Origin of the sequence: Paraburkholderia fungorum (assembly GCF_902833645.1) — a bacterium.
Taxonomy (GTDB): Bacteria; Pseudomonadota; Gammaproteobacteria; order Burkholderiales; family Burkholderiaceae; genus Paraburkholderia; species Paraburkholderia fungorum.
On record NZ_CADFGE010000007.1, the window covers coordinates 61,009 to 74,774 of the forward strand.

Annotated in this window: 12 protein-coding genes and 1 pseudogene; 5 read left to right on the forward strand and 8 right to left on the reverse strand. The window is 62.4% G+C overall.

Going from position 1 to position 13,766, the window contains the following annotated elements; all coding sequences use genetic code 11:
• Positions 1-52: 52 nt before the first annotated feature.
• Together urtA and HWX91_RS21580 are read right to left on the reverse strand one after the other, a co-directional pair.
• Entirely contained in the window at positions 53-1,351 is a 1,299-nt protein-coding gene (gene urtA, locus HWX91_RS21575) for an urea ABC transporter substrate-binding protein (RefSeq protein ID WP_028200542.1), read from the reverse strand.
• 603 nt (positions 1,352-1,954) lie between these two features.
• Positions 1,955-3,076 (reverse strand): annotated as a pseudogene (locus tag HWX91_RS21580) (DUF3443 domain-containing protein); the annotation flags it as partial.
• A 23-nt stretch (positions 3,077-3,099) separates the two neighbouring features.
• On the opposite strand from HWX91_RS21580, the gene HWX91_RS40850 reads away from it, so the two are divergent.
• Positions 3,100-3,243 (forward strand): hypothetical protein, encoded by a 144-nt coding sequence (locus HWX91_RS40850; RefSeq protein WP_244144119.1) that lies wholly within the window; start codon positions 3,100-3,102, stop codon positions 3,241-3,243.
• 301 nt (positions 3,244-3,544) lie between these two features.
• Here the strand turns inward: HWX91_RS40850 and HWX91_RS21585 are convergent, their stop codons facing one another.
• The 6 genes from HWX91_RS21585 to HWX91_RS21610 all read right to left on the reverse strand — a co-directional run bounded on the left by HWX91_RS21585 (position 3,545) and on the right by HWX91_RS21610 (position 8,713).
• Positions 3,545-3,997, reverse strand: coding sequence for a DUF2844 domain-containing protein (locus HWX91_RS21585; RefSeq protein ID WP_028200544.1), 453 nt, complete (start codon positions 3,995-3,997; stop codon positions 3,545-3,547).
• 168 nt (positions 3,998-4,165) lie between these two features.
• Complete coding sequence (locus tag HWX91_RS21590) at positions 4,166-5,476, reverse strand: DUF3443 domain-containing protein (protein WP_028200545.1); 1,311 nt, start codon at positions 5,474-5,476, stop codon at positions 4,166-4,168.
• Positions 5,477-5,508: 32 nt separating this feature from the next.
• The gene (locus HWX91_RS21595) at positions 5,509-5,985 is read right to left on the reverse strand and encodes a DUF2844 domain-containing protein (RefSeq protein ID WP_028200546.1); all 477 of its coding nucleotides are present in this window, start codon (positions 5,983-5,985) and stop codon (positions 5,509-5,511) included.
• A 130-nt stretch (positions 5,986-6,115) separates the two neighbouring features.
• Positions 6,116-7,663 (reverse strand): TolC family outer membrane protein, encoded by a 1,548-nt coding sequence (locus HWX91_RS21600; protein WP_028200547.1) that lies wholly within the window; start codon positions 7,661-7,663, stop codon positions 6,116-6,118.
• Positions 7,664-7,676: 13 nt separating this feature from the next.
• Entirely contained in the window at positions 7,677-8,000 is a 324-nt protein-coding gene (locus HWX91_RS21605; RefSeq protein ID WP_028200548.1) for a rhodanese-like domain-containing protein, read from the reverse strand.
• Between the two features lie 59 nt (positions 8,001-8,059).
• Complete coding sequence (locus HWX91_RS21610; protein WP_028200549.1) at positions 8,060-8,713, reverse strand: protein-L-isoaspartate O-methyltransferase family protein; 654 nt, start codon at positions 8,711-8,713, stop codon at positions 8,060-8,062.
• 478 nt (positions 8,714-9,191) lie between these two features.
• Between HWX91_RS21610 and HWX91_RS21615 the strand changes: the two genes are divergently transcribed.
• From HWX91_RS21615 to HWX91_RS21630, 4 genes are all read left to right on the forward strand, one after another.
• A complete protein-coding gene (locus HWX91_RS21615) occupies positions 9,192-10,208 on the forward strand; it encodes a LacI family DNA-binding transcriptional regulator (RefSeq protein WP_375792415.1) in 1,017 nt (338 codons plus the stop codon).
• 3 nt (positions 10,209-10,211) lie between these two features.
• The gene (locus HWX91_RS21620) at positions 10,212-11,699 is read left to right on the forward strand and encodes a sugar ABC transporter ATP-binding protein (RefSeq protein WP_028200551.1); all 1,488 of its coding nucleotides are present in this window, start codon (positions 10,212-10,214) and stop codon (positions 11,697-11,699) included.
• Positions 11,680-12,693: an ABC transporter permease gene (locus tag HWX91_RS21625; RefSeq protein ID WP_028200552.1), complete on the forward strand. Its 1,014-nt coding sequence runs from the start codon at positions 11,680-11,682 to the stop codon at positions 12,691-12,693. Before HWX91_RS21620 ends, HWX91_RS21625 begins: the two co-directional genes overlap by 20 nt.
• Before the next feature lie 82 nt (positions 12,694-12,775).
• On the forward strand, positions 12,776-13,738 hold the full coding sequence (locus HWX91_RS21630) for a substrate-binding domain-containing protein (protein ID WP_028200553.1): 963 nt from the start codon (positions 12,776-12,778) through the stop codon (positions 13,736-13,738).
• Positions 13,739-13,766: the final 28 nt, after the last annotated feature.

Genomic DNA, 13,766 nt, shown 5'->3' on the forward strand with positions numbered 1-13,766 from the left:
CGCGCCGTCGTATTACTCTGCTACTTACTGCGTCATCCTGTCTGATTCAGAATCAGGCAACGCGCGAGCGCTTCAGGAATGCAGGAATCGAGCTGACCACGTCCGGCTTGCTCGAATTGCCGGCGATGAACGGACTCCACGGTTGTGCGCGAACCGCGGTCTTGGTGCGCCACACCACGTTGAACTGGCCGTCGGCACGCACTTCGCCAATCATCACCGGCTTGTGCAGATGGTGATTGCCGTCCATTGTCAGCACGAAACCGGACGGCGCGTTGAAGGTCTGACCGATCATCGCCACGCGCACCTTGTCGACGTCCGCGCTTTTCGCTTTCTCGACCGCCTGTTTCCACATGTGGATACCGACGAAAGTAGCCTCCATCGGATCGTTGGTCACGCGTTTATCGCCGCCGGGCAGGTTGTTATCCTTGACCCATTTTTCGAACATCGCCTTGAACTTGGTGTTTTCCGGATTGCGCAAGGACATGAAGTAATTCCACGCGGCCAGATTGCCGACCAGCGGTTTCGTATCGATGCCGCGTAGTTCTTCTTCGCCGACCGAGAAGGCGACCACCGGCACATCCGTCGCCTTCAGCCCCTGGTTGCCCAGTTCCTTGTAGAACGGCACGTTCGAGTCGCCGTTGACGGTCGAGATCACCGCGGTCTTGCCGCCTTGCGAGAAGGTCTTGATGTTCGCGACGATGGTCTGATAGTCGCTGTGGCCGAACGGCGTGTAGACCTCCTGGATATCGGCTTCCTGCACGCCTTTCGACTTGAGGAACGCGCGCAGGATCTTGTTGGTCGTGCGGGGGTAGACGTAATCGGTGCCCAGCAGGAAGAAGCGCTTGGCGCCACCACCTTCCGCGCTCATCAGATATTCGGTTGCGGGAATCGCTTGCTGATTCGGCGCGGCGCCCGTGTAGAACACGTTGCGCGACATTTCCTCGCCTTCGTATTGCACCGGGTAGAACAGCAGGCCGTTCAGTTCTTCGAATACCGGCAGTACCGACTTGCGTGACACCGAGGTCCAGCAACCGAATACGACAGCGCACTTTTCCTGCGTGAGCAGTTGACGCGCTTTTTCGGCGAACAGCGGCCAGTTCGACGCCGGGTCCACGACCACCGGTTGCAGTTGGCGGCCCATGACGCCGCCGTTCTTGTTGATGTCCGCAATGGTCATCAGCGCGGTGTCTTTGAGCGAGGTCTCCGAGATTGCCATCGTGCCCGACAAGGAGTGCAGAACGCCTACCTTGATCGGCCCGCTGCCCGCTTGCGCGTGAGCAAACGGAACCTGACCAGCAAGCGCCAGTGCGCCCGACATGGAGCCGAACTTCAACAGACTGCGACGTTTCATGTATTTCCCCTTGCCATGGATGGTGAATGTTTATGGGCGTCGATTTCAGACAGCAGGGCCTATCCCGCGTGACTTGCCGCTTGTGTACTGCAAGGCACATGCCATGCAGTCATTTCGACTGGCAGTCGGCGGAATGCGCACTGCGGCGCGGGGGATGCACGACGTCAGTTATGCGTAATCTGGCGCGAAATTGGTGCACAAGCGGGGTGTGCGCCTCGTTCGGGTGCGTGTCGCGCCGCAACGAAGCGTGCCTGTCGGACAGCGGGCGTCGGCGGTGCATGGCCGCCGCGCCTTTGTGCATGTGTTGCGGTCGGTCTGCGTTGGAGAATGAGCGCTTGAGGAGAGGTGACGTGCGTTGAGCAGGCCAGCTTCGAACTATCCGATATGGCTGCGTTCTGGATGCCGTTTACGGCGAACCTTCAGTTCAAGGACGCGCCGCGGGTACTGGCGAGACGGCGCCGATCTTTGAACTTGAGAATGGCATGTCCGTGGTGTGCCCGGAGTGGCAAGAACCAGTGCTGCAAAAGTTGGCCGTTGTGACGTGAAAAAGGCCGGCGCTGCAAGGCACCGGCCCCATGTGTCACGCGCATTTGTTGCCGAAGGTCAGAACGCGATAAACGGTCCGGTTTGCGCGCCGACTTTGGCGTTACTGAGCGCGGTATAAAGGTCTCGTCCGTAGAAGAACGGCAAACCCCAGAGGAAGGTCCATTCGGACCAGAATCTGCCGAGGTTGCCATAGGCAGCGTACTGGCTCGCCAGCAGGTTCGACGAGTTGGCGATCGAGAACGGCACCGTCAGAACCGTACCGGTTTTCCTGGTGGCCGAATAGTCAACGGAATACCATGTGGCTGACAGGTCGAGCGTGGTCGGCGGCACGTAAAAGTCGTCCCATCTTAGTGGCGTCGTCGTATCCGGAAACCAGAGTATCGGGGTTCCGCTATCGACATAGCTGGTGAGTGTGCGCCCCTGATAGACAGTGGTGAAGGCACCGCTGTTATCCACCTTCAGAACGTTTGCCGTCGGCGGGAGCGCGTTGTTTTGCCGGGTACCAATGCCAAAAATCAATTCACCTGTTGCCGTTGCCTGGCCTCCCGCGGGCAATGCGGGCAGGCGCACGATTGTGCCGTTGTTGTCCGACGTGAAATTGGCGACCGGATTCATGACCTGCGTGTCGAGCGGCACTCGCGCGCCGGTGCATGAGCCCGTGGACGGACAATAGTAGTAGGTGGCCGACAAAGCGGATTGTGCCGCGGCCGGATAGTCGGTCCGCGACGGGCTGATGCCGACCACGCCGTTGGCGCCGAGTGCGGCTACCGTACTACCGATATTGCTGATGCCGCGCGAAGCGCAATCTGACGGGACATTGGGATATGCAGCGTCCCCAATCACCTGGATTGGGAGATTGCCTGCCGTCTTGCCACCGATCGTTACGTCGGCACGTTTGATCGACCCCCACGTGTAGCCGGCCCCGAATGTCGTGCATTGGGCGATTGGGGCACCTCCGGTCGGATCGTTGGATGCTCCTGTCTGTGCCGGCAATCGGCCGGCGAGTGCCGACCCCAGTGCACTGGCCATTACGCGTACACCCGCCGATCCAGTGTCGAGCAGCATGTGATCGATGGTTACGCATTGGTTGGCATCTTGCACGCCAGGGATGCATATGGCGACGCTCACGTAGGGCATGTTGACCGAGGCACCGGGCATTGTGCGATCAATGACAATCGGCGCGGTGTTTACGTCGGTGACTGGTGTCGGTGTCGGTGTCGGTGTCGGTGTCGGTGTCGGGGTTGGTGTCGGTGTCGGTGTCGGTGTCGGTGTCGGGGTTGGCGTTGGCGTTGGTGTTGGTGTTGGCGTCGGAGTCGGAGTCGGGGTTGGGGTTGGTGTCGGAGTAGGAGTCGGAGTTGGTGTCGGAGTTGGTGTCGGAGCCGGAGTCGGAGTCGGAGTCGGAGTCGGCGTCGGAGTCGGCGTCGGCGTCGGCGCGGGGCTCGGAGTCGGGCTAGGCGCAGGGGCCGGCGACGGCGTTGGGCTCGGCGTCGGTGTTGCCGGCTTGTCGTTGTTTTTCGTCGCGTTCGAGTCGCCGTCGCCACCACCACCGCAGGCCGAAAGAGCCAGGCTGGCCGTTAGCAACGCGAAGCAAAGTTTCTTATTGAGAGTCTTCATGTTTCTTGTGTTCCGTGAGATCGATGCACCGTGTTACTGCAGATCGTCAGCACGGACATTCGCAGGGACGAGGCGCGGCAAAACTGCCTTGCCGAAGAAGTTTCCCGCCCGGCCCGCGGACTCGATCTGAAAGTCGCCGTTGCGTTCGATCAACGGACCGGTGCCGCGCGCGCGTCCCGAACCCGCGGCGACTGCGTTCGGAAAGTAGCTGCCGAGGAGCGCGACCATGTCGGGGCGCACAGGCCCTTGCCAGGTGACAGCAAACACGACATTGGTAGGCAGCACGTATTCGCGAATCCTGACGCCGTCGGTGTCATGCGATTCACGCACGGTATAAGCCGCGGTGGATGCGGAAGAGGGGGCAGGCGCTGCCGATTGGAGCAAGGACTTCGGGGCCGACCCCGCACTCGGTGCCCCACCCAACGCCGCATAGGACGCGAGCGGCAACATAGCCGCTGCGGCCAGCACGATCTTCACAAATTTCATTACATTGCTCCAAAAAACAGGTCGGAGCATGGTGCCTGCGGGTCAGCACTGAGAGTGCCGGACAATTCCTAACATGGAGTAGGAAACGCCGACTTCGCAACGCGTTGGCCCAGCCGAGGCAGGGAGACGACGCCTTGCGGTATCGCCTCCCATTTGACGCAGCAGCGGTTAAAACGCGACGAATGGTCCGCTCTGCTTACCTATCGTGCCGTTGCCCACGGTCGTGTAGACACTGCGTCCGTAGAAGAAGGGCAGGCCCCACAGGAACATCTTTGAGCTGGACTGATACCAGCCGACGTTGTCGTAAGCGGCGTTTCCATTTGCCCACACGCGGGCGGCGTTGTCGATCGTAAATGGCGCGTTGACGGGCGTCCCCTTGCCGTTGGTGGCTTCCATCGTGGCTGCCAGGTTCAGTGCGGTTGACGGCGTGTACCAGCTCGACGTAGTGGGAATCGAATCGTCCTGGAATGCGAAGGCGTTGGTGCCACTGTCGAGCGCGCTCCAGCTCAGCACCTGGCCTTGGTATTGAGTCGTAAATTCGCCGTACTCATCCAACGCCAGAACATTCACGTTGGACGGCAACGCATTGTTTGACTGCGTGCCGATACCGAATGTGAGTTCACCGACGACACTCGTCTGGCCTCCCACAGGCAGCTTGGGCAGGCGGATGATCGTGCCGTTGTTATCGCTCGGGAAAGCGGCGACAGGGTTCATCACCTCTTTGGTCGCCAGCATGCGCGTGTTGAAGCACGCGTTAGGCCCGGTGCAATAGTAGTAATTTCCGGGCAGCGCGGTGGTCAGCGCGTCTTTCGAATCACGTGTTCCGTAGCCGATGCCGAGAATCCCGTTGGCGCCAAGTCGTTCGACGGTGCTGAGGTCCGGGCCGCCGTGCGCCACGCAGTCCGACGGGATGGTATAGGCGCCGTCGCCGATCAACTGGATGGGGATATTGCTTGCCGTACGGCTGCCGATCGTGACGTCGGCGCGTTTCACTGAGCCCCAGGTCGTACCCGAACCGAACGGCATGCATTCGGCGATCGGGGCCGTGCCGCTCGCGTCGTCGACAGCGCCGACCTGGGTGAGCAACCGCGAGCCGAGCGTGGGCATTGCGCTGGCCATAACGCGTACGCCCACCGAGCCGGTATCGACCAGCATGCGGTCGATCGTCGTGCACTGGCTGGCGCCTTGCGTGCCTGGCACGCATACGGTGATCGTCGCGGAAAGCATATTGATGGTGCCCATCGAGTTGTCGACGCGAATCGCTACCGTATTGTTCTTGTCGCCGGATGGCGTGGCCGGATCGGGATTGCCGCCAGAACTGCCGGACCCCCCGGGTTTGTCTATCCAGTCCGGGGTGGCATTCCAGCCGATGGAATTGCCACCCTGGCTGTTGTTTCCCCCGCCTCCGCCGCTGCATGCGGCGAGCGCCACACTGGAAATCGCTGCGACAACCCAGAGCGCTTTGCTGAATATTTTCATGTTTGTGTTTTCCGTGAAATCGGCTCGTTGGTTCACTGCAGATCTTTCGCGAGCACATGAGCCGGCATCAGGCGCGGCAGATACGCAATGCCGAAGAAATGCCCCAGGCGGCCGGCCGATTCGATGCGGAAATCACCGTTACCTTCGATCAAAGGACCGGTGCCGCGCGCGCGGCTCTCGCCGGCGCTGACGTAGTTGGGGAAATAGCTGCCGAGCAACGCCGTCATGTCCGGGCGTATCGGTCCTTCCCACCTGACGGCGAACACGACATTACTGGGCAGTACGTACTCGCGGATCGTGACGCCGTTGGCGTCGCGCGATTCGCGCATCGTATAGGGCGCAGTGGAGGGGGTGTTGGCTGAGCCCGTGCTGGCACTCGCGGCAGACTGCGGAGTAGCGCGCAGCATGATCGGAGAGGACGGACTGGCGCTCGGCGCTCCGCCCAGCGTTGCGTGCGATGTGAGCGGCAACAGCATTGCGGCCAGCATTGCGATCTTCAGAAGTCTCATTGCACTGCTCCACAAAATAGTCGGAGCATGGTGCCTGTGCAATGATCAGCAAACCGTACGAAATTTCTGCGGTGGCGCCGAGAAAGCGCACAACGAAAGGAGGTGTGGGCGATGCGGAAACTGTCTTGCGTTACTGGGCCGTCGCCGCGTTCGGCATCGCGCGCCGCCCGAGCTTCCCGGCAGCACCCTTAGCCGCAACACCTGGATGCGGTACCGTCGGCACCTGTGGCAATGCGGTCAGCGAGCCATCGTCGACCGGCGACAGCAGTGCGCTCAATTGCAACACGTCCTGATCGGTGAGATTCGCGGTGGACGCCTTCAGCTTCAGACTATTGATCAGCGTGTCATAGCGCGCCTTCGCCAGATCACGGCGCGCCGAGAACAATTGATCCTGCGCATTGAGCACGTCGATATTGATCCGCACACCGACCTGATAGCCGAGCAGGTTCGATTCGAGCGAGGTATTCGCCGACCGCTCGGCGGTCTGCAGCGCGCGCACTTGCGCAAGCCCGCTCACCACGCCGAGAAAAGCTTGCCGTGCCGAGAGCGCCGCGTTGCGCCGGGCCGTATCGAGATCGGCGGAGGCCTGGTCTTCGAGCGCGAGCGTCTGGCGAACGCGGCTTTGCGTCGCGCCGCCAGCAAAGATCGGGATCGTGACCTGCACGCCGATCGTGCTGTTCGTGTATGACGACCCCAAGTTGCCCAGTTCCGCGGCGAGCGCCGGCGTGCCAGGCGCGGGCGTATTCGCGCCGCTGCCGAAGCCGCCACCAAAATTGCCGCCAAAGTTACCCGCGCCGGCCGCGCCGAGACTGCTGCGCGAACGGCTCGCTACCAGGTCGACGGTCGGCAGATGTCCGGCCCTGGCCTTCGACGTCTCGCGCTGTGCGCTATCCAGCGCGATCTGCTTCAGCACGACCTGGTAATTCACGTCGTTGGCCGCATCGACCCACTGATTGATGTCGGCGGGCATGGGCGGCGGCAGCGGCGCGCCGGAGACGAGTCCATCCACACGCTCGACCGCATGTCCGACAATCTGCTGCAACGCGGCCAGCTTCACCGCAAGATCGTTCTGCGCGGCAATTTCCTGCGAGATCGCCTGATCGTATTTGGCCTGCGCTTCGTTGGTGTCGGTGATCGTCGTGTTGCCGACTTCGAATGAACGCCTGGCCGATTCGAGCTGCTGCGCGATCGACGCTTTTTGCGAGCGCACGATCGCGAGGCTGTCCTGGGACGCGAGCGCGTCGAAGTAAGCCTGACCAAGCCGCACGATCAAATCCTGGCGGGCCTGCGCGAACGACGCTTGCGCCGAATCCACCGCGAGCTTGCCCTGCGCATAGCCGTGCCAGCTATCGACGTGAATCAGCGGCTGCGTGAGGGAAATCACGTAGCCGTTGCTGTTGCCATAGGAAGCGGGAAAGCCGCCGCCAAAATCGGTGCTCTGGCGATTCGCGGTGAGCGAAGCGGAGACTTGCGGCAGCAGTTTGGCGCGGGCGAGGGGCAACTCTTCGCTTTGGGCGGCGAGCGCCGCGCGCGCGCTTTGCAGCTGCGCGTCGTTCGAAAGTGCTTCGTCGTAAAGCTGGGAGAGGCCGACGGCGTGCGCGGTGAGCGGGAAAAACGCGAGTGCTGCGCAATGAAGCGCCAAAGAGACCGCGAGGACCGGCACCCGCGGGCGCGTCATGCCGAGCGTGCGATCAATAGGTGGGAACGGACGGGTCTACCTGGCGCGACCACGCGTCGATTCCGCCCTGCAGATTGAAGACGTTGGTATGGCCGCGCGATTCGAGGAACATCGCGACCTGGGCGCTGCGCGCGCCGTGATGGCACACGCAGACGATTTGCGCGTCGTCGTCGAGCTCTTCGCTGCGTGCGGGAATCTCACGCATCGGGATCGACACGGCGCCGGCGATCGACGCCGTCTGGATTTCCCACGGTTCGCGCACGTCGAGCAGCACGGGTGCGGGGCGCGATTGATCGGCGAGCCATTCGGCGAGCGCGGGAGCGGTCAGATTTTGCATCAGCAGGACATCCAGTTCAAAGGACGGCGACGCGCCGGCCGTACGGATAAACAGGTGAGTTAGAACTTGAAGCGCGGCGGCTGCACGGCGTTGATCAGCGGCTCGACATAAGTCTCGAACACGTCGGCGATGCGGTACTGCTTCTCGTCGATACGCGTGATGACCTGTGCCTTCATGACCGGCGCGGTGCCGACAAATGCCGCCAGACGGCCGCCAATCTTCAGGTGTTCAAGGATTTCCTGCGGCAGCACCGGCAGACCACCCGATACGCAGATCACGTCGTAGGGCGCCGCGCTCGCCCAGCCGCGCGAGGCGTCGCCGGTGGCGACTTCGGCGTTCAGCACGCCGTTGGCGATCAGGTTGTTCTTTGCCAGTTCCGCCAGTTCCGGTTCGATGTCGACCGTCAGCACGTGCTGCGCGCGGTGCGCGAGCAGGGCGGCCATGTAACCCGAGCCGGCGCCGATTTCGAGCACGCTTTCGTGTTTCTTCACCGCCAGTTCCTGCAACACGCGTGCTTCGACGCGCGGCGCCAGCATATGCTGGCCGGCCGGCAGCGGCACTTCGAAGTCGACGAAGGCCAGATCGCGGTAGACGGTAGGGACGAAGTTTTCACGCTTGACGATCGAGAGCAGATTCAGCACGTCCTGGTCGAGCACTTCCCAGGGGCGGATCTGCTGTTCGATCATGTTGAAACGCGCTTGCTCGATGTTCATGGTGGATTCGGCAGTGTGGTTTGGCGAGTTTGCGATTTTTTGCTACTGACCGGCGGCCTTGCAGCACAACTCCGGGGTAAAGCTCCGGGTGTAACTCAGGGCGCAGCGGGCCACGGCAGGGTAACTGCGGGATTGTACCAAATGGCGGCGCAAACCCACGCCGTCGCGGGCAGTGCGCCGCTGGGCCGCACCCTCGGGCGGCGCTTGCCAGCGGGTTTGGGTTTCCTTTGTGTGTCCTTTGCGTGTCGTTCGTGTGCCGTCTGGGTTCCGTTTGTCCTCTCTGCGTCCTCCCTGAGGCTTGCGTGGATCCTCCGTGTTAATCCCTAGTGATCCGTCCTTGCGATTCCGGCTTTTATCGCCCAAAAATGTAATCGATTACATTTTGCGGCGAATCCACGTGTCCAGATCGGTGTCGAAATCGGTATCCAAAGCGGCCCCCGCGAAGTCGTCGACGTCGTCGGCGAGGCGCCCACGGCCCGTGGCTCAGCCACCGGGTCCGGCCGAGGGACTGTCGATTTCGCAGGTGGCGGAGCAGGCGGGCGTCTCGGTGGCGACGGTGTCGCGCGTGCTGAACGGTCACGACAACGTCCGGCCCGCCACGCGCGACAAGGTCCTGGCGGCGGTCGACGCCAGCGGCTATCGCGTCAACGAACTCGCGCGCAACCTGCGCACCGCCGAAAGCCGTCTGCTGCTGACCATGGTGCCCGACGTCGGCAACCCGTTCTACGCGGAGATCGTGCGCGGCATCGACAGCGTCGCGCGCCAGCACGGCTACTTCGTGCTGCTGTGCGACACCGGCGCCGATCCGGGCCGCGAACGCAGCTACTTCGACCTGCTGCGCCGTCGCCGTGCCGACGGCGCGATCTGCCTCGATCCCGCCACCATCCAGCAGGCGCTCGGCGAGACGTCCGGCGCGCTCCCCTGGGTCGCGTGCTGCGAGTTCGATCCGGCGATGGGCGTGCCGTACGTCGGCATCGACAACTACCGGGCGGCGGGCGACGCGGTACGGCATCTGCTTGCGCGCGGCCATCGGCGCATTGGGCTGATCAATTCGGATGTCGACTACCTGTACGCCCGGCAGCGTCAGCAGGGCTATCTGGACGCGTTGACCGAAGCGGGCATCGCGCCGGATGACAGTTGGCGCATGAATCTGAACAGTCTCGACTACGAGGCAGGCGCGTCGGCTGCGGCGATGCTGATGGAGCAGCCTCAAGCGCCGAGCGCGATCTTTGCCGTTTCCGACACGCTGGCGATCGGCGTGATTCACGGTTTGCGCAACGTCGGCAAGCGCGTCCCGGACGACGTCGCGGTAGTCGGTTTCGACGATATTTCGCTCGCGGCGCAGATCGATCCACCGCTGACCACCATCGCCCAGCCGATGCGTGAACTGGGCGAAACCGCCGCGCGCCTGCTGCTGCAGCGGCTCGCGAATCCGTTGGCGAGTGTGCCGGGCGTGCTGTTGCCGCATCGGCTCGTGATCCGCAGGAGCGCATAAGTCATGAGTCTCGCCGTTCGCTTCGACGATATCCGCAAAGACTTTGGCCCGGTGCGCGTGCTGCATGGCGTGAGCTTTGAACTGACGCCGGGGCGCATCTATGGGTTGCTCGGCGAGAATGGCGCGGGCAAATCGACGCTGATGAAGATCCTTGCCGGCTACGAAACGGCAAGCTCGGGCAGCGTGCTGGTTGACGGCCACGCGCAGCAGTTCGCCGGTTCCCGCGACGCGGAAGCGCAAGGCATCGTGCTGATTCACCAGGAGTTCAATCTTGCCGAGCATCTGACGATCGCGCAGAACATGTATCTCGGCCATGAAAAAAAGCGCGGCTGGTTCGTCGACGATGCTGCGATGCGCGCCGAGGCAGCACGTTTTCTGGCGCAGGTCGGTCTCGAGAAAGCGCCGGATACGAAAGTGCGCGAGCTGATCGTCGCGGAAAAGCAGATGGTGGAGATCGCCAAGGCGCTGTCGCGGCGCGCGCGTTTGCTCGTCATGGACGAACCGACCGCCACGCTCACACCCGCCGAGACCGAGCGTCTCTTCACCTTGATGGCCAAGCTCAAAGCCGACGGCGTGACCCTCATCTACATCTCGCACAAGCTCGATGAAGTCGAGCGTATTACCGACGAAGTGATCGTGATGCGCGACGGCCGCTTTGTCGCGCGCGGTGAAACCGTGGGACTCGCGCGGCAGCAGATGGCGAATTTGATGGTCGGGCGCGACGTGTCCGATATGTTCCCCGACAAGATCACCGTGCCTCTCGACGCGCCGATTGCGCTAAAGGTAGAGGGCCTTGCTGTACCAGACTGGGTTGAAGACCTGAGCTTCGACGTGCGCGCAGGTGAAGTGTTGGGTTTCGCCGGCCTCGTCGGCGCGGGCCGCACCGAAGCGTTCGAAGCGATCCTCGGCCTGCGCAAACGCACGGCGGGGCGCATCGAGATAGCCGGCCGCCGCGCCGATCTGAAAAACCCTCGCGACGCGATGCGCCACGGTCTTACCTATCTGAGCGAAGACCGCAAAGGCAAAGGCCTGCATGTGAATCTGAGCTTGCAGGACAACGTCACGCTAATGACGCTCGAACGCTACGCGCACCCATTGCTCGACATGAAAGCGGGGCGCACGGCATTGACGAAGGCGGTGAGCGACTTCGGCATTCGCACCGGCGATCTGTCGAGCCGCGCGCGCATGCTCTCCGGCGGCAATCAGCAGAAGCTCGCGCTCGCCAAATTCCTGCAACCCGATCCGAACGTGATCGTGCTGGACGAACCGACGCGCGGCGTCGATGTCGGCGCGAAACGCGACATCTATTTTCTGATTCATCGTCTGGCCGCGCAGGGCCGCGCGGTAGTCGTCATTTCATCCGAACTGATCGAACTGATCGGCCTGTGCCATCGCGTTGCTGTGATGCGCGCGGGACGCCTGCAAACCACGCTCACGCTCGAGCATCTGACCGAAGAGGAGTTGATCGCCCATGCGACCGGCACCCACTGAAGCCGTCCAATCCGGCCGCGCGCTGCGCTTCGCGCACCGTCTGTACGCGCTCGGGCCGCTGGTCGGGCTGATCGCGCTGTGCATTGTCGGCACGCTGCTCAACCGCGATTTCGCGACGCTCGACAACATGATGAACGTGCTCACACGCACCTCGTTCATCGGCATCATTGCGGTCGGCATGACCTTTGTGATTATCTCGGGCGGCATCGATCTGTCGGTCGGGTCGATGGCGGCGCTGATCGCGGGCAGCATGATCTGGCTGATGAACGGACTTGCCGCCGGTGTCGGCGGTCATACGCTGGCACCCTTGCTGATCCTCACCCTCGGCATCGTGTTCGCGCTGGTGCTCGGCGGTTTGTTCGGCTGCGCGCACGGGCTGTTGATCACCAAAGGACGCATTGAGCCGTTCATCGTCACGCTGGGCACGCTGGGCATTTTTCGCGCGGTGCTGACGTGGCTCGCGGATGGCGGCGCGCTGACTTTGGATAACTCGTTATCCGACTTGTACGGCCCGGTTTATTACGCAAGTCTCTTTGGCGTACCGGTGCCGATCTGGGTGTTCCTGGTTGTCGCGGCGGGCGGTGCGTTGATCCTCAATCGCACTGCGTTCGGCCGCCACGTGCAGGCAATCGGGTCGAACGAACAGGTCGCGCGCTATGCGGCGATTCGCGTCGATACCGTGAAGATCGTCACGTACGTATTGCTCGGCATCTGCGTCGGCGTGGCGACGGTGCTGTATGTACCGCGGCTCGGTTCCGCCACGCCGACCACCGGCCTGCTTTGGGAACTGGAAGCGATCGCATCGGTGGTGGTAGGCGGCACGGCGCTCAAGGGTGGCGAAGGGCGTGTGATCGGCACGGTGATCGGCGCGATCCTGCTTTCGGTGATCGCCAACATTCTGAATCTGACCAGCATCATCAGCGTGTATTTGAACGCGGCGGTGCAGGGCGTTGTGATTATCTTCGTCGCGTTCGTGCAGCGCGGACGGCGGTAAGTGGCAGGCGTTGGGCTTCAACGGATACAACGGCAAGTTCGAGAATCGGGGCGCATGAACGCCTCACAACGGAGACACAACCATGAAGCAGATCATTCGAGCGGTCGGCGCCGGCATGCTGGCGTTGGGGATACTGGGCACGGCAGGCGTCGCGCGTGCCGACGAGAAGGTCACGCTGGGCGTCGCGATTCCAACGGCCGACCATGGCTTTACGGGTGGCATCGTCTGGTGGGCGAACAAGGCGAAAGCCGATCTGGAGAAAGCCCATCCCGATCTGAAAGTGATCGTGAAGACCGCGGCGGGCGCGCCCGAACAGGCGAACCAGTTGCAGGATCTGGTGACGGTGAACAAGATCAACGCACTGGTGATTTTCCCGTTCGAGTCGGCCTCGCTCACGCAACCGGTCGCGCAGGTGAAGAAGAAAGGCGTGTATGTAACGGTGGTGGATCGCGGTCTGACGGATACGAGCGCCCAGGATGCCTACGTTGCCGGCGACAACACCGCGTTCGGCAAGATTCCCGCCGAGTATCTGGCGAAAGCACTCGACGGCAAGGGCGACATCGTCGCGCTGCGCGGCATTCCGACCACGCTCGACAATGAACGCTGGACCGCGTTCACGAACGTGATCAAGAACTATCCGCAGATGAAAATCCTCGATGCGAAGTACGCGAACTGGAATCGCGACGACGCGTTCAAGGTGATGCAGGACTATCTCACGCGCTTCAAGCATATCGACGCGGTCTGGGCCGCTGACGACGACATGGCGGTCGGCGTGCTCAAGGCGATCGAACAGGCCAAGCGCACCGACATCAAGATCGTGTTCGGCGGGGCGGGTTCGAAGGGTATGGTGAAGAACGTGATGGATGGTGCGCCGATGATCAAGGCCGACGTGTCGTACTCGCCGAAATTCATCTACGACGCAATCAAGCTCACCGCCGAGGCGCGCCTGAAGGGCGACAAACTGCCGCCGACCACGATCATTCCGTCGGTGCTTATCACGAAGGAAAACGCGCAGCAGTTCTACTTTCCTGACTCGCCGTTCTGATTGCGGGCGTCCGCTGCGTGTCTGTCAT

What these genes read in the sequence shown, in the direction of transcription:
- urtA (WP_028200542.1), bottom strand. Translation starts at nt 1,351, where the DNA reads ATGAAACGTCGCAGTCTGTTGAAGTTCGGCTCCATGTCGGGCGCACTG.
- HWX91_RS21585 (WP_028200544.1), bottom strand. Translation starts at nt 3,997, where the DNA reads ATGAAATTTGTGAAGATCGTGCTGGCCGCAGCGGCTATGTTGCCGCTC.
- HWX91_RS21590 (WP_028200545.1), bottom strand. Translation starts at nt 5,476, where the DNA reads ATGAAAATATTCAGCAAAGCGCTCTGGGTTGTCGCAGCGATTTCCAGT.
- HWX91_RS21595 (WP_028200546.1), bottom strand. Translation starts at nt 5,985, where the DNA reads ATGAGACTTCTGAAGATCGCAATGCTGGCCGCAATGCTGTTGCCGCTC.
- HWX91_RS21600 (WP_028200547.1), bottom strand. Translation starts at nt 7,663, where the DNA reads ATGACGCGCCCGCGGGTGCCGGTCCTCGCGGTCTCTTTGGCGCTTCAT.
- HWX91_RS21605 (WP_028200548.1), bottom strand. Translation starts at nt 8,000, where the DNA reads ATGCAAAATCTGACCGCTCCCGCGCTCGCCGAATGGCTCGCCGATCAA.
- HWX91_RS21610 (WP_028200549.1), bottom strand. Translation starts at nt 8,713, where the DNA reads ATGAACATCGAGCAAGCGCGTTTCAACATGATCGAACAGCAGATCCGC.
- HWX91_RS21620 (WP_028200551.1), top strand. Translation starts at nt 10,212, where the DNA reads ATGAGTCTCGCCGTTCGCTTCGACGATATCCGCAAAGACTTTGGCCCG.
- HWX91_RS21625 (WP_028200552.1), top strand. Translation starts at nt 11,680, where the DNA reads ATGCGACCGGCACCCACTGAAGCCGTCCAATCCGGCCGCGCGCTGCGC.
- HWX91_RS21630 (WP_028200553.1), top strand. Translation starts at nt 12,776, where the DNA reads ATGAAGCAGATCATTCGAGCGGTCGGCGCCGGCATGCTGGCGTTGGGG.